Origin of the sequence: Arthrobacter sp. STN4 (assembly GCF_024539665.1) — a bacterium.
GTDB lineage: Bacteria > Actinomycetota > Actinomycetes > Actinomycetales > Micrococcaceae > Specibacter.
In genome coordinates this window covers 133521-154569 of the sequence record NZ_JAKZGX010000008.1, presented here as the reverse complement: position 1 = coordinate 154569, position 21049 = coordinate 133521, and the positions used below count along the sequence as shown (strand labels likewise).

Sequence of the window (21049 nt, the reverse complement as noted above, 5' to 3'; positions counted from 1 at the left end):
AGAGCGCAGACAAGGCGGCCCCCGCTCCGGGGAGCCGCCTTGTCTGTGCGCTTGGCGCGCGGGCGCTTAGGCGTCCAGCGTTGCGTCGAGCGTGATGGTGATGCCGGAGAGCGCGGCCGAGACGGGGCAGCCGGCCTTGGCTGCGTTCGCAATGCGGTCAAAGTCCTCCTGGCTGATGCCGGGGATCTTTGCTGCCAGGGTCAGGTGGCTGCCGGTGATGCCGGTGCCGGGCTCAAAGGTGACGGCGGCCGAGGTGTTGACGTAGTCGGCAGCGTGCCCGGCGCCGCTGAGCTCGTGGGAGAAGGCCATGGCGAAGCAGGCCGAGTGGGCGGCGGCAATCAGTTCTTCGGGGCTGGTCTTGCCCTCGGCGGCTTCGGCGCGGGCCTTCCAGGTGATGTCGAAGTTGCCGAGCCTGGAACTGTCGAGGGAGACCTTGCCGGCCCCGGTGGGGAGGTCGCCGACCCAGCCGGCATGTGCGTTGCGAATCGTAGCCATGTTCACTCCTTGTGTAGTGGGTGGTGCACGCAGCCCTGTGAAACAGCTGGACGTACACGGTGAAGCGCCGCCGAGGCAGCGCCTGCTTCCAGCCTATGCCCAAAACGTGAAACGGCGCCTTCGGCCGGCCTGCCGTCGGTCATAAACCGGCAGGTGGGGCGAAGGCGCCGTTGGGGGCGTGCTGCTAGACGGACCAGAGCGTGGCGACGGCAATGTTGATCAGGGCCATGCCGCCGACGGCGTGCGCCAGGCCGGTGGGCACTTCCTGCTTGGCGGCGGCCTTGCGGTAGCCGATGATGGCCGGCACCAGCACCGCGATCGCGATGATGATCTTGACGCCGATCTTGATGTGGAACGCGGCGGACGGGCTGCCGGTGGCTTCCAGGATGCCGACAAGGGCCAGTCCCGTCACCAGCTGGGCAATGGCGCCCCAGAGCTGGATCGGCAGGACGGTGGGCGTCTTGAAACGGGCAAACCAGCCGCCCACGATCGCCGCGGCGCCGAGGACGTGCAGGAAAACCAAAATGCTCGTTAGTACAGTCATGCCCCCAGTTTACCGACAAAGTGTCCGTAAAACGGCACCGGGGTTGCCTTCCTGTGAGGAAGGCAACCCCGGCGGCTGCTCGTGCTGCTGGTTACAGGCCCAGGTCGGCCTCAAACGCGCCGTCTTCCAGGCGGGCCTTGAGGGTCTGCAGGAAACGGCCGGCGTCCGCGCCGTCCACCAGGCGGTGGTCGTACGTCAGGCACAGGTACATCATGTGGCGGATCGCAATGGTGTCGTCGCCCTCGGCGTCGGTCACCACCACTGCGCGCTTGACGATGGCACCCGTGCCCAGGATGGCGACGTTGGGCTGGTTGATGATCGGGGTGTCGAACAGGGCGCCGACGCTGCCGATGTTGGTGATGGAGAACGTGCCGCCGGAGAGCTCGTCCGGACCGATCTTGCCGCTGCGGGTGCGGGCGGCGACATCGGCGATCTTACCGGCCAGGCCTGCGAGGTTGAGGTCGCCGGCGTTGGAGATGACGGGAACCAGCAGGCCCTTGTCCGTGTCGACCGCAATCGCCAGGTGCTCGGCGTTGTGGTAGGTGATCTCCTGGGTTTCCTCGTTGTACTCGCCGTTGACCTTGGGGTGCTGCTTGAGCGCCTCGGTCACCGCCTTGGCAATGAAGGGCAGGAAGGTCAGCTTGGTGCCGTTCACTGCCTGGAACTGGCCCTTGGCCTGGTTGCGCAGCTTCACGATGCGCGTCATGTCCACCTCGTGCACCTGCGTGAGCTGCGTGGAAATGTCCAGCGATTCGCGCATGCGGCGGGCAATGACCTGGCGGATGCGGGGCGCCTTGACCGTGGTGCCGCGCAGTGAGGACGGCACCACGGCGGGGGCGGCCTTGGGCGCGGATGCTGCGGGAGCGCCGGATGCCGGGGCGGCTGCGGCCTGTGCGGCTTCCGCCGCGGCCAGGACGTCCTGCTTGCGGATGCGTCCGCCGACGCCGGAGCCGGTCACCGTGGCGATGTCCACGCCCTGCTGGTTGGCCAGCTTGCGCACCAGCGGGGTCACGTAGCTGGAGTCGGTTGCGGACGCTGCGGGTGCAGTTGCGGGTGCGGGTGCAGCGGGGGCTGCAGGAGCAGCAGGCGCGGCGGCAGGGGCAGGTGCCGCGGGTGCCGGAGCGGCGGCGGCTGGAGCGGCGGCGGCTGGAGCGGCGGGTGCCGGAGCGGCGGCGGCTGGAGCGGCGGGTGCCGGAGCGGCGGCGGCTGGAGCGGCGGGTGCCGGAGCTGCGGCAGCGGGAGTTGCGGCTGCGCCGGAGCCGATCACGGCCAGGACGCCGCCAACTTCAGCGGTCTCGTCTTCGGGAACCCGGATTTCCAGGAGCTTGCCGGCAACAGGGGAGGGGATCTCGGTGTCGACCTTGTCGGTGGAGACTTCCAGCAGCGGCTCGTCAACGTCGACGGAATCGCCAACAGCCTTCAGCCACCGGGTGACGGTGCCTTCGGTGACGGACTCGCCGAGGGCCGGGAGCTTGACCTCGAAGGAGTCGCCGGACGGCGCAGCGGCGGGTGCTTCTGCAGCTTCAGCGGAAGCTTCTGCGGCGGCGGGAGCGGCGGGCTCTTCGGAGGGGGCGGCTTCTTCGGCGGGGGCAGCTTCTTCGGAGGGGGCAGCTTCCGTGGCGGGGGCCTCGGCAGCGGCGCCGTCGCCGGAACCGATCAGGGCCAGCGGTGCGCCCACTTCGGCGGTCTCGTCCTCGGGGACCAGGATCTGCTCCAGGATGCCGGCAAAGGGCGAGGGGATTTCGGTGTCGACCTTGTCGGTGGAGACCTCCAGCAGGGGCTCGTCCACTTCAACTCGTTCGCCGACCTGCTTGAGCCAGCGCGTGACGGTTCCTTCGGTGACGCTTTCGCCCAAGGCGGGCAAGTTCACGGATTCAGACATTTCGTCCCCGTTCTCCTTTTTGTGCGGCGCCCTCAAAGGCACCAAACATAAAATTCTTGAGTAATGATCGTTTGTATTTGAGCTTAGTGCACCCGGCGCGGGCGCCGGGTGCACTAAATAAAGGTCCTGCTAGCCGTGGAGCGGGCGGCCGGCCAAAGCCATGGCTGCCTCGCCGAGCGCCTCGTTTTGGGTGGGGTGGGCGTGGATCAGGCCCGCCACATCCTCGGGGTAGGCCTCCCAGTTCACGATGAGCTGTGCCTCGCCGATCTGCTCGCCGATGCGGGTGCCGATCATGTGCACGCCAACGACGGGGCCGTCCTTTTCACGGACGAACTTGATGATGCCGCCGGTGCCCAGGATGGCGCTCTTGCCGTTGCCGGCCAGGTTGTACTCGGTGGTCTCAACGTTGCCGTCGCCAAACTTGGCCTTGGCCTGCGGTTCGTTCAGGCCCACGGAGGCGATCTCGGGGTCGCAGAAGGTGACCTTGGGGACGTTGATGTCCTCGACCACCACGGGGTTCAGGCCGGCGATTTCCTCGGCCACGAAAATGCCCTGCTGGAAGCCGCGGTGGGCCAGCTGGACGCCCGGGACGATGTCGCCCACGGCGTAGATGTTGCCGACGCCGGTGTGCAGGCGCTCGTTGGTGATGACGAAGCCGCGGTCGATCGTGACGCCGGCCTCCTCATAGCCCAGGCCAGCCGTGGAGGGGCCACGGCCCACTGCGACCAGCATGAGGTCGGCCTCGAACGTCTTGCCGTCCACAAGGGTGGCCTTGACGCCGTCGGCCGTCTGCTCGACGCCCTGGAAGAAGGTGCCGGTGTTGAACTTGATGCCGCGCTTGCGGAAGGTGCGCTCGAGGACCTTGATGATGGCCGGGTCTTCGTTGGGGACCAGCGACGGCAGGCCCTCGATGATGGTGACGTCGACGCCGAAGGACTTCCAGACGGACGCGAATTCGACGCCGATGACGCCGCCGCCGAGGACGATGACACTCTTGGGCACGTAGTCCATGGTGAGTGCCTGGTCGGAGGTGATGACCTTGCCGCCAATTTCCAGGCCGGGGAGACTGCGCGAGTAGGAGCCGGTGGCCAGGACAATGTTCTTGCCCGTGTAGTTGACGCCGTCCACCGTGACGGTGTTGGGGGCGGTCAGCTTGCCTTCGCCGTCGATGACGGTGATGCCCTTGCCCTTGATGAGTCCCTGCAGGCCCTTGTACTTGCCGGCAATGATGCCGTCCTTGTACGCGTTGACGGCGTTCATGTCGATGCTGGTCAGCTCAACGTTCACACCGACCTTGGCGCCGTCGCGGGCGTGGTCGGCAACCTCTGCTGCGTGCAGCAGGGCCTTGGTGGGGATGCAGCCGTTGTGCAGGCAGGTGCCGCCCAGCTTGTTCTTTTCCACCAGTCCAACGGTCAGCCCCAATTGGACGGCGCGCAGGGCCGCGGCATATCCGCCGCTGCCGCCACCGAGAATCAGGATGTCGAATTCTTGCCCAGCTGCCTGTTCGGCCACTTAGACGCTCCCTCGCGTTCGGATGGCGCACGTGTACGCGCCATCTCACTTTTTGTTGGTGCAGGGCTGCGGCCGTGAGTCGGCCGCAGCCCTGCCATGTCCTGGAACTTATCTGGCCAAGGACAAATACATTCAGCAATCACCTTAGCTGCCCAATGTTCCATGCTCCACCTCGGCGGTGTCACAGTAAAGCCGTTTGTGGTCATACTCACTGTGTGGTTTGACACCGCCGGGGCACGGCTGCCGGGCGGCAGCGCCGCAGGCGGCGCTAAACGCTGCGGGCCACCACGTCTTCGACGTATGCCACGAGCGTGCGCACCGCCATGCCGGTGCCCTGCTTGGGGGTGTAGCCGTACGGGGCGCCTTCGTTGAAGGCCGGTCCGGCAATGTCCAGGTGGGCCCACGGGATGGTCTCCCCGGACTTGTCCTTGCCGATGAATTCCTGCAGGAACACAGCAGCCGTCATCATGCCGCCCATCCGTTCGCCAATGTTGGCCAGGTCCGCCACCGGGGAGTCGAGCGTGGGTCGCAGTTCCTCCGGCAGCGGCATCGGCCACACGAGCTCGCCCGCGCGGTCCGCCGCGGCCTTCAAGGCGGCGCTGACGCCGTCGTCGCCCATGACACCGGCCGTGCGGTGGCCCAGGGCCACCACCTGGGCGCCGGTCAGGGTGGCGACGTCGATGATGACGTCGGGGAACTCCTGCGAGGCGGCAACCAGGCCGTCGGCCATGACCAGGCGGCCCTCGGCGTCGGTGTTGAGCACCTCCACGGTCTTGCCGCCAAAGATGGTCAGCACGTCCGAGGGGCGGATCGCGGTGCCTGAGGGCATGTTTTCGGCGATGCACAGCCAGCCGGTGACGTTGACGGGCAGGCCCAGGCCGGCCACGGCCAGCACCGTGTTGAGGACGGCTGCCGCGCCGGCCATGTCGCACTTCATCGTGATCATGCCGGCGCCGGGCTTGATGGAGATGCCGCCGGAATCAAAGGTGATGCCCTTGCCCACCAGGGCGAGGTCGGCCACGGCCTTGTCCGACTTGTATTCCAGCTTGACCATGCGCGGCGGGCGGGAGGAGCCCTGGCCCACGCCCATGATGCCGCCGTAGCCGTCCTTGAGCAGGCGCTTTTCGTCCATGACGGTCACCTTGACCGGCAGGCCCTTGGCGAGGTCCCTGGCGGCCTCTGCGAACGTGGCCGGGAACAGGCGGCTCGGCGGCTCGTTGACCAGCGTGCGGGTCGCGTTGACGGCCTTGGCGACAACGGCGGCCCGGTCCAGTGCGGCCGCGAGGGCCGGGTCCTTCGCCAGGGAGGAGTAGATGGTCACCTTGGCCACCGGCTCCTTCGCGGCGTCCTTGCCCGAATGCAGGCTGGCGTACCGGTAGGCGCCCAGCGCGGCACCCTCGGCGAGGGCCGAAACCTGGGCCACCGCGGTCGTCGGCAGGGCCAGCACCACGTGCTTGAGGCCGGCCAGCTGGCGGACGGCCGAGCCGCCGGCCCGGCGCAGTGATTCCTCGGTGATCTCGGTGCCGGAGAGCTTGCCGACGCCGGCGAGCACCAGCACCTTGGCCCCGGAGTCCGGCAGGCCGGGCAGGCGGACCAGCTGGTCGGCTGCGCCGCTGACGCCCAGGGCGTCCAGGGACGCCTTCAGCGAAGCCACTGCGGAAGCGGAAAGGGGGGAATCCAGGATGACGGGTCCGTCGGCACCCTTGCCGACGCCAATGACAAGGGCATCCGCCGAGACCTTTTTGAGGTCCGAGTTGATGACGTTGAAGCTGATGGTGTGGCTCGCACTCACGTTGTATGTGTCCTCACGGTAGTGGTTGAAGTTTGTGCAGTGTGATACCCAACCGATCGTAGTCTCTTTACACGGGGGGATGGCGGCACCGGTTGCGGGGGTCCGGGATGATTCCGGGCGCCTGCGGCGTTGTGCCATTGATGGAGCTAAGCTGGTGAGGAAGACCATGAACAACATTGCATATACCCCCTTTCAAGATCCCGAGTCCCTGTTTGCCCTCAATGAGGCGCTGCTGGAGGCCGAGGACCTGCGCGGGCTTAACCTGCTGATGTCCTTTACCGGATTTTCCGACGCCGGCCACGTCATCCACCAGATCGCCGGCGAACTGATCGACCACCTGGCCGCGGAGCCGGTGGCGGTCTTCGACGTGGACCAGCTGATTGACTACCGCTCCCGCCGGCCCCGCATGACGTTCACCGAGGACCACATCAGCGACTACCGGGCACCGTCACTGGTGCTGTACCGGATGGTGGACGCGCTGGGCAAGCCGTTCCTGTACCTCAACGGCAGCGAACCGGACCTGCAGTGGGAGCGCTTCACGCTGGCCGTGCTGGGCCTGGTCCGCCGGCTGGACGTGAACCTGGTCGCGTGGGTGCACTCGGTGCCCATGCCGGTGCCGCACACGCGGCCCATCGGCGCCACCGTCCATGGCAACCGCCCCGAGCTCATCGAGGGCATCTCGGCCTGGAAGACCACCTTGGACATTCCCTCCGCCATCGGCCACCTGCTCGAATACCGGCTGGCCGCCGAAGGGCGCAACGTGGTGGGCTACGCCATCCACGTCCCGCACTACCTGGCCGAGGCGGAGTACCCGCCGGCCGCCGTCGCCGGGCTGGAATACCTGGGCGCGGCGGCGTCCCTGATGCTGCCCAGCGAACGGCTGCGCGAGGCGGGCCGCGCCGTGGAACGCCAGATCACCGAACAGGTTGAAGGCTCCGCCGAGGTGCAGGCCGTGGTGCGCAACCTGGAAAAGCAGTACGACGAGCACAGCGACGGCACGGAACGCCGGTCGCTGCTGGCCGGTGACAATGACGAACTGCCCGACGCCGACGAGCTTGGCGCCGCCGTTGAGGCGTACCTGGCCAGCCGGGACGCCGGCCCGTCGTCCGGCGCCGGTGATTCCGGCAACATCTAGGACATTCCGGAAGTCGCTGCCCCGGTCCGGCCCCGTGGCGGGCATAGTCTGTCCCTGTGGACAGTAAACGGGCATGGGCCATCTGGGGGATCGGCGTCTTGGCCTACCTCATCGCAGTGACGCAACGCACCTCCTTTGGCGTGGCGGGGCTCGAAGCGACGGCACGCTTCCACGCCACCGCCTCCGCCCTCTCCGCGTTCACCGTCATCCAGCTGCTGGTTTATGCAGTCCTGCAGGTGCCCGTCGGGGTCCTGGTTGACCGGTTCGGCCCCCGCGTGATGATTGCCGCCGGCGCAGCCCTGATGACCATCGGCCAGCTGCAGCTCGCCGCGGCCGGCTCCGTGCCCGCCGGGGTGGTGGGCCGCGTCTTCGTTGGCGCCGGCGATGCCATGACCTTCATTTCCGTGATCCGGTTGATCCCGGTGTGGTTCCCCTCGCGCCGGGTGCCCTTGCTGACCCAGCTCACCGGGCAGCTGGGCCAGTTCGGCCAGCTGATCTCCATTGCCCCGTTTGCCATTGTGCTCCATGGCTGGGGCTGGAGCCCGGCCTTCCTGGGCCTGGCCGCGCTCGGGCTGCTGGCCTGCGTGCTTTCCGCGGCCATTCTGCGCAACACCCCCGAAACCCCCTCCGGTCCCGTGGTCCAGCCGGGCATCAGGGAGAGCGCTGCGGACCTGGCGAAGGCCTGGAAACAGCCGGGCACGCAGCTGGGCATGTGGAGCCACTTTGCCACGCAGTTTGCCGGCAATGTCTTCGTCATGACCTGGGGCTATCCGTTCCTGGTCTCGGGACAAGGCCTCGACCCGGCCGAGGCCAGTGTCCTGCTGAGCCTGTTTGTGGTGGTCGGGATCATCTGCGGGCCGTTGCTCGGCGGTTGGGTGGGCCGCCACCCGATGCGCCGCTCCACCATGGTCCTGGCCGTGACGTTCACCATCACGGCGGCATGGCTGGCCGTGATCCTGTATCCGGGCGCGGCGCCGCTGTGGCTGCTGGTCCTGCTGGTGCTTGCCCTGGCACTGGGTGGCCCGGCGTCGATGATCGGCTTTGACTTTGCCCGCACCTTCAATCCATCCCACCGCATCGGCACGGCCTCCGGCATCGTGAACGTGGGCGGTTTCTGCGCCGCACTGGTCACCATGTACGTGGTCGGGCTGGTCCTGGACCTGCTGAACACCAACGGCTTTTCCGGCGGGCACCTGTATTCCCTGGACTCCTTCCGGATCGCACTGTCCTTCCAGTTCATCGTGCTGGCCATGGGCGCCCTCGCCGTCATGAGGGTGCGGGCCAAGGTGCGCCGCCGCATGGCCTTGTCCGGGGAACTGGTGCCGCCACTGCGGGAGGCGTTGGCTGACAACCGGCGCCGCCGGGCACAGTACCGGGCCGAGCTGCGGGCCGGGCGGATTTCCGCGGGCACCGGCGAGGGCGAGGGCGAGGGCGAGGGCGCGGATGCGGGCACGGGCACGGGCAAGGGCGGCAGTTCAAGGGAATAAACGGCCACGGGCCGCCTGTTATCCACAGATTCGCGCATTTCCCTGCCCGCCCCTTTTGCCGGGCCCGTTCCTTCGCCAGCCTTGAAGGCATGAGCAAACAAGAGAAAATCAAAGTCAGCGCCGGCGAGGACCTGCTCGCATTCATCCCGCACATTGTCGGGTACTGGCCGGAAAACAGCGTGGTGTGCATCGGCATGGCAGGAAAGGCGCTGCGCGCCACCATGCGCCTGGACCTGCCCAGGGCCGGGACCGTGAACCTGGACGGCTTTGCGGCCATTGCCGCCGGCCAGCTGGCCGGCGACGCACAGGCGGACGGTTCCCTGGTGGCCATCTTTGGCGGGGCCGACTGGACGGACCCCGAGGACCTTGCCGAGCGGGAGGTCTTCGACGCACTGCGCGGGGCCCTGGCCGCGGCAGGCCTGCCGGTGCGTGATGCCTGGTATGTGGGCCCGGACCACTGGCGGAGCATTGAGTGCCTCAATCCAGCCTGTTGTCCCTGGCCGGGACACAGCAACCGCAAGATCACCGGCAGCCTTGTCAGCGCCGAATTGGTGTACCGCGGCAGCAGCGTGGAGCAAAGCCCGCGGGAGCGGGTGCCCGCCCTGGCTGCCGTGCAGGATCCGGGGCACGCCGCCAAGGTGGCGGCCGCAGCGGAACCATTGCGGGACGCCCTCGGCAGGGATGGCGCGGCCGAAAACCAGCTGGTCGTCACACTGGGGGCCTGGGAAACGGCGTTGGCCCGCTGGCCTGAACGTCCGGACACCGGCATGTGCGGCTACCTCACGGCCAGCCTGTCCAACACTGCCGTGCGCGACGCCGTCATGGTTTCCCTGGCCACCACGCCCGAAGCCTCGCTGGCCGGCGTCCTTGGTGTTGGGTACCTCGAGGCGGATGTGCCCGGGCCGGCGGTGCCGCGCAACTGGTACGGCGGCAGCCAGGCGGCCGGCCGTGACGTTTCGATCCTGGACGAGTCCGACGGCGGGATCGTCGCAGCCGGGGAACTGTTTGCCGACATCCTGCTCGGCGGCAGCGCGGGCGGCGGCCGCCCCGTGCGGGGGCCTGACTGGGCCCGGATGGACCAGGCGGAGGAACTTTTGCTGTTCCTGGCCTCGAACGTTGACGGGGAGGGCAAGGCCCCGCTGCTGTGCGTCCTGGGATGGATCCAGTGGTGCCGTGGGAAGGGCACCTGGGCCGGGGCATATTTTGAGGAGTCCCTGAAGTACGTCCCCGGCTACAAGCTTGCCCACCTGCTTGACCGGCTCCTCCAGATGGGCTTTGTTGCGGCCTGGGCCAAGGACCGGCAGACAGCGTGGCCGGGCTACCGGAAGGGTGTGCCTGAGGCGGCCTGAGGCGTGCCTGCCGGTGGGGAAAACATGAGACAATGGATGCCTAGACCCGGCTGGGTCCGTGTTTGCGTTGAACTTTGTGTTGGCGGCTCTTTTCAAATAAACCTTGTGTGTGGCGGCGGGAACAATGCTGCGGCGCCGGGAGTTGTATGTAATGACCCTCCAAGTGCTTCGGTGATGCGTAAAGGCAACACGGACTTGACAGGGTCATAGTGGTGTTGCCCTAAGGTGACTCCACAGACCGCCGCAAGAAAGGTTTTCTGTGTCTGCTACTTCCAAGAGCAAAGACTCCACAACATTTGAGGTGACCGACCCTGCCGGGGCGTCGCTGACCCCGGCACAGAAGCGTGCTGCCACCCTGGCCGCGAAGAAGGCCTCCTCGGGTGCCGGCGGAGCCCCCGCCAAGGCTGCCTCGAAGGGCGCCCACCGCTCCAAGGCTGCCAAGGAGGACGAGGATGTCGCTGACGGCGCCGTTGAAGAGGATGAGGCCGAGGCAGGTGCCGAGAAGCGGGCACTTCCGGCCGCGACCGGCTCCGGCTTTGTCTACTCCGATTCCGATGACGACGACGCCCCTGTCCAGCAGGTCATGTCCGCCGGGGCCACGGCGGACCCGGTCAAGGATTACCTCAAGCAGATCGGCAAGGTTGCACTGCTCAATGCCGAGCAGGAAGTCGACCTGGCCCTGCGCATTGAAGCTGGCCTTTATGCCACCGAAAAGCTGAAGTCGCCCGAGGCTGACAAGATGGACGTCCAGCTCAAGCGCGACTTGCAGCGCATTGTGCACGACGGCAAGCGCGCCAAAAACCACCTGCTGGAAGCCAACCTGCGCCTGGTCGTATCCCTGGCCAAGCGCTACACCGGCCGCGGCATGCTTTTCCTGGACCTTATCCAGGAAGGCAACCTGGGCCTGATCCGCGCAGTCGAAAAGTTCGACTACACCAAGGGCTTCAAGTTCTCCACCTATGCCACCTGGTGGATCCGCCAGGCCATCACCCGCGCCATGGCCGACCAGGCCCGGACCATCCGCATCCCCGTGCACATGGTGGAGGTCATCAACAAGCTGGCCCGTGTCCAGCGCCAGATGCTCCAGGACCTGGGCCGCGAACCCACACCGGAGGAATTGGCCAAGGAACTGGACATGACGCCCGAGAAGGTCGTTGAGGTCCAGAAGTACGGCCGCGAGCCCATCTCGCTGCACACCCCGCTGGGTGAAGACGGCGACTCCGAATTCGGCGACCTCATTGAGGACTCCGAAGCAGTGGTCCCCGCCGACGCGGTGTCCTTCACGCTGCTCCAGGAGCAGTTGCACTCCGTGCTGGACACCCTGTCCGAACGTGAGGCCGGGGTCGTCGCCATGCGCTTTGGGCTCACCGACGGCCAGCCGAAGACTTTAGACGAAATCGGCAAGGTCTACGGCGTCACGCGCGAGCGCATCCGCCAGATAGAGTCCAAGACGATGTCCAAGCTGCGCCACCCCTCGCGTTCACAGGTGCTGCGAGACTACCTGGACTGACGACTCTTCGAAACAGGCCCACCTCGGGTGCCGGAAACCACAGGTTTCCGGCACCCGAGGTGGGTTATTTTTTGCCCGGACCCGGGGCCATGACGCGGGAGGCTGCCTCGGTGCGGCTGGAGGCGCCCAGCTTGCGCATGATCGCCGAGACGTGGACGCTGGCTGTCTTAGTGCTGATGAACAACTGCTCGCCAATTTGGCGGTTCGAAAGTCCATCAGCCACCAGGGCCAGGACCTGGCGTTCACGCCCGGTCAGTTCCCCGCTGTTGGGCCGCCGGCGCGGGCCGTCAAGCGGCAGTCCTGCCTGTGCGGCCAGCTTACGGCCCATGTCGGCGACCAGGCGGGCACCGAGGGCCTGGGCGCCGTCGATGGCGGCGCGGATCGAGGAGGCAGCTGCCGTCCGGCGGCCGGCGGCAAGTTCGGCCTGGCCGGTGCGCAGCGCAATGTAGTGGCGCAGGTGGGCCGGCAGTGCCGCCGCGGCCAAGCCGGCCGCGTGCCAGGCAGCGGGGTCGTCGCCGCTTCCCTGCCGCCCGCCCACTTCAGCGTCAAAGAGTGCCAGCCAGCCCGGGTGGGTCGGCCAGAAGGCGTCGCCGGCGAGCACGGCACGCAGGCGGGCCTCGTCGTCGGACAGCCGCCCGCCGTCCAGGCCAGCACCGGACGCGCCCGCGCCGGCCCGGCGCCTCGCCGCGAGCACCCTGGCTGCCAGCGCCAGCAACGGCAGGTCATAGCCGGGCAGCGGCCGGAACGCGGGGCCGAGGACGAAGGCAACTTCCTGCCAGGCACCGTCCAGGTCGCCGCAGGCCCATGCCAGTTCGGCGCTGAGCGTCGTCAGCTGGAGCCGGGACTGCATTTCCACGGCGGCGAGCCCCCGCAGCTGCGGCTCCCAACGGCGGAACAGCTTCCCGGCCCCCGCCACGTCGCCGCCCCACAGTGTGGACCAGATCTTCGAACGGATGAGGTACGCGTGGAACGAACCGGGCGGGGAAAGTTGCAGGTTGCGCTCAAGCAGCGTTGCCGCAGGAACCCAGTCGCCGCGGGCAAAGAGCGGGTCCACGGCATTGGAGGAGAGGATGGCGCCGGTGGTGCGTTCCACGCCAAGCTGCCGGGCACGCTCGATCCCGGCCTCGGCGACACGGATCGACTCGTCGTACAGGCCCAGCAGGTTCAGCGCGTCCGAATAGTTGACACGGAAGCGCAGCAGCGCCTGCACGTGTCCTTCGGCGAGCCCCTCGGCCGCCTCCAGGTCTGTGCGCCCGCCGGCGATGTCCCCGGCATTGATGCGGGAAACGCCGCGGAGGTTGGCGGCCACGGAGCGTTCCTCGGCATTGCCGGCTGCCGTGGCCAGTTCCAGCGCCTCCGTTGCCATCTCGATGGCATCCCCCTGCTTCCCGGCCAGCATGAGCCGGGCCGCCAGCCAGTTCAGCAGCCGCGCGCGCAGCCTTTCGTCCGAGCCCGCCGGCACCAGCTCCAGGGCTTCGCGGAGCAGGCCCTCGGAGCCCGGCCTGGCATTGAAGCCCAGGTACCGGGCCTGGCTGGCGAGCAGCCGGGCCCGGTCTTGGCCGGTTGCTGCAGGGTCGTCGACCGCCAGCGCGATCACGGCCAGTGACCGTTCGCCGTCGCCGGCGAGGTTGTGGGCCGCCGCGGTGCGCGCCAGGAGCCGGTAGCGCGGCATTCCCGCCACCTTTTCCGGTTCGCCGACGCCGTCCCAGAGCTCCAGGGCACGTTCGCCCATGCGGGCCGAGGTGGTGTAGGCAAAGCGCCGCCAGGCCTCGTCCATGGCGGCAACGGAGGCCTCGAACGTCTTGTCCGCTGCGTTGGCCGTGTCCCAGTGGTAGGCGATGGCGGCGGTGTCGCGGCGGGCCGGCTCTGCCGCTTCCAGGGCCTGCGCGTAGCGGGTGTGGAAGCGGGTGCGTTCCCCGGGCAGCAGGTCCGAATGCACGGCCTCCCGCAGCAGGGCATGCCGGAACGTGTAGCTGTCGCCGTCCACGTCGATCAGCCTTGCCTGCTGCGCCAGCCGGGCCGCGGGTTCGAAGGTGTCCCGGGGCCGGTCATAGGCGTTTTCCGCCAACGGGTGCGGCACGCAAGTCCCACCGGCGGCAATGACGCGCAGGAAATACTGCACAGGCTCAGCCATCCGCTCGTACCGTGCCAGCAGCAGTTGGCGCAGCGACGCCGGGAGCTCCGTGCCGGACGCGCAGCCGTCCAGCCCCACCAGTTCCTCCACAAAGAACGGGATGCCGTCGCTGCGGGAGAGGATGTTTTCGACGAGTTCGTAGTCGGCGGCGGTCCCTGTGATGGACTCCAGCTGCTGGCGGACCTGGTCCCGGTTGAGCCGGGCGAGCTGGATGGTCGTGGCAAAGCGGCCGCGCTCCGCCTCGGCCAGAAACGCCTGCAGCGGGTGGCCGCTGTGCACGTCGTCACTGCGGTACGTCATGACCAGCAGGAACTGACCGCCGTTGAAGGCGCGCAGGATGAACCCCAGGACGGCCAGCGTGGATTTGTCAGCCCAGTGCAGGTCTTCAACCACGACGACGGTCGGGCGTCCCTCCGCAGCCCGCTCGAGTACCGTGCTGACCGCCTCCAGGACCAGGTTGGCCGTGGGAAACCCCGGCCCTGCCGTGCCGGCCTCGGGCAGCAGGAGCGCCAGCGCGTCCCGGCCCGGACCGGCCAGCTCCATGAGTTGCGCCAGCCCGGTTTCACCGGCGAGGCCGCGCAGTATGGAGGTGATCGGGGCGTACGGTGCCGCCAGCGGGCCGAGGTCCACGCATTGGCCGGAGAGGATCCGGGTGGGTTCCGGCAGGCCGTGGAGGAATTCGCGCAGCAGCCGTGTTTTGCCCAGTCCCGCTTCGCCGGCGACGACCACGGCCTGGGGCTTGCTTTGCACGGCGAGCCCGTACGATTCCGCCAGGGAACGCAGTTCCTCCCCGCGCCCGATCAAGTGGCTGCTGGCCTGCGACGACTGCATGTATTCATCCTGCCACGCGCCGCCGCCGGGCAGCAGGGCGCTCACGCGTTGGAGCGGACTGCCCCGCCGCGGGCGGGGGTGTGGGAAACGCGGTGGCTCCCTGCCCGCCGTTGCAGCAGCCGCTGCCACAGGCGCTGCGTGGGGCTGGGATTGTGGTGGAACCGCGGATCCGCGCCGTCCGCGCCGCGCAGCAGCCGGCGTTGTTCCAGTGCGATTGCCAGTTCCCGTTCATTCTGCTGCCGGATCATCAAAGCCATGAAGTCGTTCATTGCCGTCCCCTTGTGTGAAAGATGTTGTGCCGATGGCTCCATCCTTCGCCGATGGAGGTGACGCAACATCGGGCAAATGCCTTATTTGGGGCTGCACCGGGGGACCTTAGGCAGCCTAAGGCGCCTTGGCGGGGCTGCGTCCGGGGGCACAAAAATGGGGCCCCGACAGAGTCGGGACCCCACGCAGCGGGTCGGTCAGTCGACGGACACTGGCGCCTTTTCGTGCAGGCGGGCGGTCTCGTCATGCCACTCTGACGAGAGCGGCTTGAGCGTCTCCTCGACGCCGCGGGCGTGGTGGCCGCAGAAGAGCAGCTCGCCCCCTGAAGATTGCAGGACAACCCGAACGTAGGCCTGTGCGCCACAACGGTCGCATCGGTCCATCGTGTTCAGCTCCCGGCTGGCAATGGCGGTGGTCGTCATCATGGCCTCCTTCTCTAGTTCCTGTACTTCATACAACCATCAAAAGTGCCCCGCCCATGCCAGCCACGGCCCACTTTCGCTTACCGCGTAGCGCGCAGCCGTGCGGCATGCCTGTGCACGACGGCGTCCGCCACGCGTTAACCTTGAGGGGGCGCACGTTCCCTACGGGGCGGCGATGCCCGCACGCACCAACCATCGTCACAAGCCATCGTCACAAGGAGCAAGCCACCCGTGGCACGAATGAATTCCGATTACAGCGCCCGCCACCTCTCCGTGCTGGAGGGGCTGGAAGCCGTTCGGAAGCGCCCCGGCATGTACATCGGTTCCACCGACTCCCGCGGCCTGATGCACTGCCTGTGGGAGATCATTGACAACTCCGTGGACGAGGCCCTGGCCGGCTACGGGCAGGACATCAAGGTGGTCCTGCACAAGGACAACTCCGTTGAGGTGCACGACGACGGCCGCGGCATCCCCGTGGACGTGGAACCCAAGACGGGGCTCACCGGCCTGGAAGTGGTGCTCACCAAGCTGCATGCCGGCGGCAAGTTCGGAGGCACCTCCTATGCCGCCTCCGGCGGGCTGCACGGGGTGGGCGCCAGCGTGGTGAACGCCTTGTCCGCCCGCATGGACGCCCAGGTGGACCGCGGCGGCAAGACCTACCAAATGAGCTTTAGGCGCGGCGAGCCGGGGCACTTCAACGATTCCGGCAAGTCCGTGGGCCCCGACGTCGGCTTCACGCCCTTTACCGACAAGTCCAGCCTGGACGTGGTGGGCACCACCAAGCGCGGGGTCACCGGCACCCGCATCCGGTACTGGGCCGACCGACAGATCTTCACCCCCGACGCCAAGTTCTCTTATGAGGAGCTCGTCTCCCGCGCCCGCCAGACCTCCTTCCTGGTCCCCGGGCTGAAAATCACCGTCCGGGACGAACGCCGCGTCCCCGGTTCGCCCGGCGAATTTGCCACCCACGAGGAGGTATTCCACCACGACGGCGGCATCTCCGAATTTGTTGACTTCCTGTCGGTGGGCGGCTCCGTCACCGACATCTGGCGCCTGCAGGGGCACGGCACGTTCACCGAAACCGTCCCGGTCCTCAATGCCGCCGGGCACCTGGAAAGCACCGCGGTGGAGCGCGACTGCGAGGTGGACATTGCCCTGCGCTGGGGTGTCGGCTACGAAACCACGATGCGCAGCTTTGTGAACATCATTGCCACGCCCAAGGGCGGCCGCCACCAGGAAGGCTTCGAACAGGCGCTCCTGAAGACGTTCCGCAAGGTCGTGGAGGCCAACGCCCGCAAGCTCAAGGCCGGCAACGACAAAATTGAAAAGGACGACGTCATGGCCGGGCTCACCGCCGTGCTGACCGTCCGCCTGGCCGAGCCCCAATTTGAGGGCCAGACCAAGGAAATCCTGGGCACCCCCGCCGTGAAGGCCATTGTGGCCAAGGTCGTGGAAAGGGAGCTGAAGGCAAAGCTGGAATCCACCGCCCGCGGCGAGAAAATCCAGGCCGCCACGCTCCTGGAAAAAGTGGTTTCCGAGATGAAGTCGCGCATCTCCGCCCGCGTGCACAAGGAGACACAGCGCCGCAAAAACGCGCTGGAAACCTCATCGCTGCCCACCAAGCTGGCGGACTGCCGCAGCAACGACGTCAAAAAGAGCGAACTGTTCATCGTGGAGGGCGACAGCGCCCTGGGCACGGCCAAGCTGGCCCGGTCCTCGGACTTCCAGGCGCTGCTGCCCATCCGCGGCAAGATCCTCAACGTCCAAAAGGCATCGGTGGGGGACATGCTGGCCAACGCCGAATGCGCCGCGCTCATCCAGGTGGTGGGGGCCGGGTCCGGGCGCAGCTTTGACCTGGAGTCGGCCCGGTACGGCAAGGTCATCCTCATGACCGATGCCGACGTCGACGGCGCCCACATCCGCACCCTGCTGCTGACCTTGTTCTTCCGCTACATGCGCCCCATGATCGACGCCGGAAACGTCTATGCGGCCGTGCCGCCCCTGCACCGGGTGGAGATCATCCACGCCGGATCCAAGGCCAACGAGATGGTCTACACCTACTCCGAAAAGGAACTGCACGCGCTGCTGGCCAAGCTGGAGAAGTCGGGCAAGGGCTACAAGAAGCCGATCCAGCGGTACAAGGGCCTGGGCGAGATGGATGCGGAGCAGCTGGCCGAGACCACCATGGACCCGCGCCACCGCATGCTGCGCCGGGTCACCAGCGCCGACGCTGACCGGGCCGAACACACCTTTGAACTGCTCATGGGCGCCGAGGTGGCGCCGCGCAAGGAATTCATCGTCGCCGGCAGCGAACACCTGGACGCAGACCGCATCGACGCCTGACACCCGTCAATCCCTCGGTTGCAACCGGGACTGTTTTCCCAGACCCTCCCGCGCAACCGGGGCTGTTTCCTTGGACGCCCGGTTGCAAACGGGCGGGTATCCGCCAACCCTCCCTCATAACAGTGCGGGAGGGTTGGGTGGAAGTGCCCCGGTTGTGCGGGAGGGTTGGGTGGAAACGCCCCGCTTGCAACCGAGGGATGGGGGGCTGTCAGGGGAGGATGCCCGGGACCAGGAGCAGTGCCGTGGGCGCCGCCAGCAGGAGGGCTGCGGCACCAACAACCAGGGCCTGCTGCGCGGCGCCCAGCGGGGGAGCCGGGGCGAGCAGCCTGCCCAGCCGGGCCGACGTCGTCGCCGGCGTGTCAATCTGCTCGGCGCCGCCGCCCACCAGGGACGTTGCGGGGAGCTGTGCCGGGCCGCTGGCCACCAGGGCGATGGCCTTGACCAGGGTGGACTTGTCCACGGCACGCAGGGCAACGTCGTCGGCCATGATTTCAATCAGGGAGGAGACGGCGCGCTGGGCCAGCCGGGATGTGGGCAGCCACGGCAGGGCCGAGCGCCAGGCCGCAAACGCCCACAGCAGCAGGTGGTGGCGCTGGGCCAGGTGCGTCTGCTCGTGCAGGAGCACCGCGTGGAGTTCATCGGGGGAGAGCAGCGTCATGAGCCCGTCGGAGAGCACGGTGACCGAGCGGGAGCCGCCGGGCAGGCAGTAGGCCACGGGCGCCTCATGATTGATGACCAGGGTGTCCGGGCGGTCGTCGGCGGGGGAGCTGAGCAGGTGGAGCAGGTCGCGGTGGCGGCGGCGCTGGCGGTTGATGCGGAAGTAGGTCAGCCACAGCGTGAAGACCAGGTGGGCGGAGAGGAGCGCGGCCGCGCTGAGCGCAAAGGCATGGACCAGGCCCAGCGTGTCCAGGGAGGCCCGGCCGGTGACAATGAGCAGGAGCCCGTGCAGGCCGGCGGCCAGGTTGCCGCCCAGCGGGACCAGGCCGTAGCACAGCATGGCGCCGATCATGGAGAGTCCGCCGGCGAGGGCGATGGACTGCCAGAGCACCATGGCCGCAAACGGCGCCCGGGCCGGCCAGTGCGCGCGCGACAAAAGGACGGGCGCCGGCCACGCGAGGGCGATGGCCAGGCCCGCCAGGAACCACGAGCTCCAGAACATGTCTTAACGCTACCGCCTGCGCGGCGGCGCAAGGTTCAGTCAGTCGCGGCCCAGGAGTTTGCGCAGGGTTTCTGCCTCGCCCTCGCTGACGGTGCCGATGAAGCGCGCCAGGACCGCCTCGCGGTCGGGGGCGGAGCCCAGCACTTCGAGCATGAGTTCGGCGGTGTGGTCCGCGCGGCTCGTCACGGCACGGTAGCGGTGCGGGCGGATGGAGCGCTCGCGCTCCACCAGGCCCTTCTTCTCCAGCCGTGACAGCACCGTCAGCACGGTGGTGACGGCCAGCGGGCGCGCGTCGGCCCCGGACGACCGCTGCGAGAGCAGGTCGCGGAGCGTGTTGGCCGTGATGGCCTCGGGATGCTCCCACAAAAGATCCATTACGGCCCGTTCCAGGTCCCCAAGAGTTGCCATGCATGATCCTTCATGTATTCGGTGTTCAAAGTAGTTCGTCAAGATCCAATGTACAGCTTTTGACAGCAATGTTCTACGCAGGGTAGAACTTGAACTTCTACAAGACGTAGAATTTATGCCGTTGGCACAGTGTGTTTCTTGGATTGAGGGAAGTTGATGGAAGCTCTGGACATTGCCAGGTGGCAGTTCGGGATCGTCACGGTGTACCACTTTTTGATGGTGCCCCTGACCATTGGCCTGGGCCTGCTCGTGGCCGTGCTGCAAACCCTGTGGCACCGGACGGGGCGTGAGGAATACCTGCGGGCCACGAAGTTCTGGGGCAAGCTGTTCCTCATCAACTTCATCATGGGCGTGGCCACCGGCCTCGTCCAGGAGTTCCAGTTCGGCATGGCCTGGAGCGAATACAGCCGCTTTGTGGGTGACGTGTTCGGCGCCCCGCTGGCCATGGAATCACTGCTGGCCTTCTTCGTCGAATCCACCTTCCTGGGGCTGTGGATTTTCGGCTGGAAAAAGCTGCCGGCCAGGATCCACCTGGCGTGCCTGTGGATTGCGGTGTGCGGGTCCATCGTTTCGGCCTATTTCATCCTGGTGGCCAACTCCTGGATGCAGCACCCCGTGGGAGTGAAGATGGTGGACGGCTACCCCCACATGGTGGACGCCTGGGCCGTCTTCACCAACAACACCGCACTCGTGGCGTTCTTCCACACCATCACCGGCGCCCTGGCCGTGGCCGGCGCCTTCCTGTTGGGCATCTCCTGGTACCATCTGTGGCGGCGGCGCCGCGACGGCATCGACACCGTGGACGCCGAGGGCCGCGTGGTGGTCGGCGAATCGGCCACCATCCCCGGCCGCGACCGGCGGGACCACTCCGTGTGGCTCAAGTCCCTGCGCATCGGCGCAGTGGTGGCCATGATCGCCTTTGCGGGTTCCGCCGTGTCCGGCGACTTGTCCGGCAAGCTCATGTTCGAGCAGCAGCCCATGAAGATGGCCGCCGCCGAGGCCGCCTGCCACGACGGCACCAGCTTCTCCATTCTGTCCGTCGGCGACCTCAGCAGCCGTGACTGCTCCAAGGTGGTGGCCGTCATGGAGGTCCCGGGCCTGCTCTCCTTCCTGGCCCACAGCGACTTCTCCACGGACATCAAGGGCGTGAACACGCTGGTGCCGGAGTACCAGGCCAAGTATGGTGCGACGCTGCCGGACAACCCCATCTACGGAAGCCGGGCCGGCCAGCCGATCAACTACGTGCCCGTCATGCCGGTCACGTACTGGGGCTTCCGCATGATGATCGGCTTTGGCGGGCTCGCCGCGCTTGCCTCCGCCGTGGCGCTCTTTGCCACCCGCAAGGGCACCGTCCCGCGGCCCAAATGGATCATGCGCCTGGCACTGCTGGGCATCCTGGCCCCGTTCGGAGCCAACGCCGCCGGCTGGATCTTCACGGAGATGGGCCGCCAGCCGTTCGTGGTGGCACCCAACCCTTCCATGTCCGGCGTCGACCAGGTGTTCATGTTCACGGCAGCCGCGGTGTCCCCGGGCGTCTCGGCGGGGGAGCTGATCTTCTCGCTCGTGGCCCTGGGCACCGTCTACGCCGTGCTGTTGGTGGTTGAGGTGGCGCTGCTGACAAAGTACATCCGCGGCGGCGTGCCCTCCGCCATGCCGGAGCTGGGGCATGCCCCAGGCGGCGGAAACAGCAAGGGGGACGACGACGGCGGCACCCGTCCGGGCGGGGAGGGCGGCGACGATGTGCTGGCCTTTGCCTACTGACCCCCGGGCCGCCACGGC

The 21049-nt window shown here is 67.5% G+C and carries 16 protein-coding genes; 6 read left to right on the top strand and 10 right to left on the bottom strand.

What is annotated here, in order from left to right:
- Positions 1 to 66: 66 nt before the first annotated feature.
- The 5 genes from MMF96_RS08630 to MMF96_RS08610 all read right to left on the bottom strand — a co-directional run bounded on the left by MMF96_RS08630 (position 67) and on the right by MMF96_RS08610 (position 6225).
- Positions 67 to 495, bottom strand: coding sequence for an OsmC family peroxiredoxin (locus MMF96_RS08630; RefSeq protein WP_256883251.1), 429 nt, complete (start codon positions 493 to 495; stop codon positions 67 to 69).
- A gap of 184 nt (positions 496 to 679) precedes the next feature.
- Complete coding sequence (locus MMF96_RS08625; protein ID WP_176618241.1) at positions 680 to 1039, bottom strand: hypothetical protein; 360 nt, start codon at positions 1037 to 1039, stop codon at positions 680 to 682.
- Between the two features lie 91 nt (positions 1040 to 1130).
- Complete coding sequence (gene sucB, locus MMF96_RS08620) at positions 1131 to 2921, bottom strand: 2-oxoglutarate dehydrogenase, E2 component, dihydrolipoamide succinyltransferase (RefSeq protein ID WP_256883250.1); 1791 nt, start codon at positions 2919 to 2921, stop codon at positions 1131 to 1133.
- A 129-nt stretch (positions 2922 to 3050) separates the two neighbouring features.
- Positions 3051 to 4433, bottom strand: coding sequence for a dihydrolipoyl dehydrogenase (gene lpdA, locus MMF96_RS08615; RefSeq protein ID WP_176618239.1), 1383 nt, complete (start codon positions 4431 to 4433; stop codon positions 3051 to 3053).
- Between the two features lie 268 nt (positions 4434 to 4701).
- Positions 4702 to 6225, bottom strand: coding sequence for a leucyl aminopeptidase (locus MMF96_RS08610; RefSeq protein WP_256883249.1), 1524 nt, complete (start codon positions 6223 to 6225; stop codon positions 4702 to 4704).
- A 166-nt stretch (positions 6226 to 6391) separates the two neighbouring features.
- On the opposite strand from MMF96_RS08610, the gene MMF96_RS08605 reads away from it, so the two are divergent.
- The 4 genes from MMF96_RS08605 to MMF96_RS08590 all read left to right on the top strand — a co-directional run bounded on the left by MMF96_RS08605 (position 6392) and on the right by MMF96_RS08590 (position 11706).
- Positions 6392 to 7360, top strand: coding sequence for a proteasome assembly chaperone family protein (locus tag MMF96_RS08605; RefSeq protein ID WP_176618237.1), 969 nt, complete (start codon positions 6392 to 6394; stop codon positions 7358 to 7360).
- A gap of 56 nt (positions 7361 to 7416) precedes the next feature.
- The gene (locus MMF96_RS08600; RefSeq protein ID WP_256883248.1) at positions 7417 to 8847 is read left to right on the top strand and encodes an MFS transporter; all 1431 of its coding nucleotides are present in this window, start codon (positions 7417 to 7419) and stop codon (positions 8845 to 8847) included.
- Between the two features lie 89 nt (positions 8848 to 8936).
- Positions 8937 to 10196, top strand: coding sequence for a DUF4192 family protein (locus MMF96_RS08595; protein WP_256883247.1), 1260 nt, complete (start codon positions 8937 to 8939; stop codon positions 10194 to 10196).
- A gap of 259 nt (positions 10197 to 10455) precedes the next feature.
- On the top strand, positions 10456 to 11706 hold the full coding sequence (locus tag MMF96_RS08590) for an RNA polymerase sigma factor (protein WP_375141414.1): 1251 nt from the start codon (positions 10456 to 10458) through the stop codon (positions 11704 to 11706).
- 64 nt (positions 11707 to 11770) lie between these two features.
- Here the strand turns inward: MMF96_RS08590 and MMF96_RS19630 are convergent, their stop codons facing one another.
- The 3 genes from MMF96_RS19630 to MMF96_RS08570 all read right to left on the bottom strand — a co-directional run bounded on the left by MMF96_RS19630 (position 11771) and on the right by MMF96_RS08570 (position 15360).
- Entirely contained in the window at positions 11771 to 14716 is a 2946-nt protein-coding gene (locus MMF96_RS19630; protein WP_309145224.1) for an AAA family ATPase, read from the bottom strand.
- Complete coding sequence (locus MMF96_RS08575; RefSeq protein WP_256883246.1) at positions 14713 to 14928, bottom strand: hypothetical protein; 216 nt, start codon at positions 14926 to 14928, stop codon at positions 14713 to 14715. Before MMF96_RS08575 ends, MMF96_RS19630 begins: the two co-directional genes overlap by 4 nt.
- Before the next feature lie 207 nt (positions 14929 to 15135).
- The gene (locus MMF96_RS08570) at positions 15136 to 15360 is read right to left on the bottom strand and encodes a hypothetical protein (RefSeq protein ID WP_176618247.1); all 225 of its coding nucleotides are present in this window, start codon (positions 15358 to 15360) and stop codon (positions 15136 to 15138) included.
- Between the two features lie 240 nt (positions 15361 to 15600).
- Here MMF96_RS08570 and MMF96_RS08565 point away from each other — a divergent pair, with 240 nt between their 5' ends.
- Positions 15601 to 17703: a type IIA DNA topoisomerase subunit B gene (locus MMF96_RS08565; protein ID WP_176618246.1), complete on the top strand. Its 2103-nt coding sequence runs from the start codon at positions 15601 to 15603 to the stop codon at positions 17701 to 17703.
- A 208-nt stretch (positions 17704 to 17911) separates the two neighbouring features.
- On the opposite strand, the gene MMF96_RS08560 is transcribed toward MMF96_RS08565, so the two are convergent.
- Both MMF96_RS08560 and MMF96_RS08555 read right to left on the bottom strand, forming a co-directional pair.
- Positions 17912 to 18862, bottom strand: a complete 951-nt coding sequence (locus MMF96_RS08560) for a M56 family metallopeptidase (protein WP_256883245.1) — start codon at positions 18860 to 18862, stop codon at positions 17912 to 17914.
- A gap of 39 nt (positions 18863 to 18901) precedes the next feature.
- Complete coding sequence (locus MMF96_RS08555; RefSeq protein ID WP_176618230.1) at positions 18902 to 19270, bottom strand: BlaI/MecI/CopY family transcriptional regulator; 369 nt, start codon at positions 19268 to 19270, stop codon at positions 18902 to 18904.
- A gap of 156 nt (positions 19271 to 19426) precedes the next feature.
- On the opposite strand from MMF96_RS08555, the gene MMF96_RS08550 reads away from it, so the two are divergent.
- The gene (locus MMF96_RS08550) at positions 19427 to 21031 is read left to right on the top strand and encodes a cytochrome ubiquinol oxidase subunit I (protein ID WP_256883244.1); all 1605 of its coding nucleotides are present in this window, start codon (positions 19427 to 19429) and stop codon (positions 21029 to 21031) included.
- Positions 21032 to 21049: the final 18 nt, after the last annotated feature.

Coding starts and splice junctions, on each gene's coding strand:
- MMF96_RS08550 (WP_256883244.1), top strand. CDS start 19,427: ATGGAAGCTCTGGACATTGCCAGGTGGCAGTTCGGGATCGTCACGGTG.
- MMF96_RS08560 (WP_256883245.1), bottom strand. CDS start 18,862: ATGTTCTGGAGCTCGTGGTTCCTGGCGGGCCTGGCCATCGCCCTCGCG.
- MMF96_RS08595 (WP_256883247.1), top strand. CDS start 8,937: ATGAGCAAACAAGAGAAAATCAAAGTCAGCGCCGGCGAGGACCTGCTC.
- MMF96_RS08605 (WP_176618237.1), top strand. CDS start 6,392: ATGAACAACATTGCATATACCCCCTTTCAAGATCCCGAGTCCCTGTTT.
- MMF96_RS08570 (WP_176618247.1), bottom strand. CDS start 15,360: ATGACGACCACCGCCATTGCCAGCCGGGAGCTGAACACGATGGACCGA.
- MMF96_RS08565 (WP_176618246.1), top strand. CDS start 15,601: ATGAATTCCGATTACAGCGCCCGCCACCTCTCCGTGCTGGAGGGGCTG.
- MMF96_RS08630 (WP_256883251.1), bottom strand. CDS start 495: ATGGCTACGATTCGCAACGCACATGCCGGCTGGGTCGGCGACCTCCCC.
- sucB (WP_256883250.1), bottom strand. CDS start 2,921: ATGTCTGAATCCGTGAACTTGCCCGCCTTGGGCGAAAGCGTCACCGAA.
- MMF96_RS08575 (WP_256883246.1), bottom strand. CDS start 14,928: ATGGCTTTGATGATCCGGCAGCAGAATGAACGGGAACTGGCAATCGCA.
- MMF96_RS08625 (WP_176618241.1), bottom strand. CDS start 1,039: ATGACTGTACTAACGAGCATTTTGGTTTTCCTGCACGTCCTCGGCGCC.
- MMF96_RS08555 (WP_176618230.1), bottom strand. CDS start 19,270: ATGGCAACTCTTGGGGACCTGGAACGGGCCGTAATGGATCTTTTGTGG.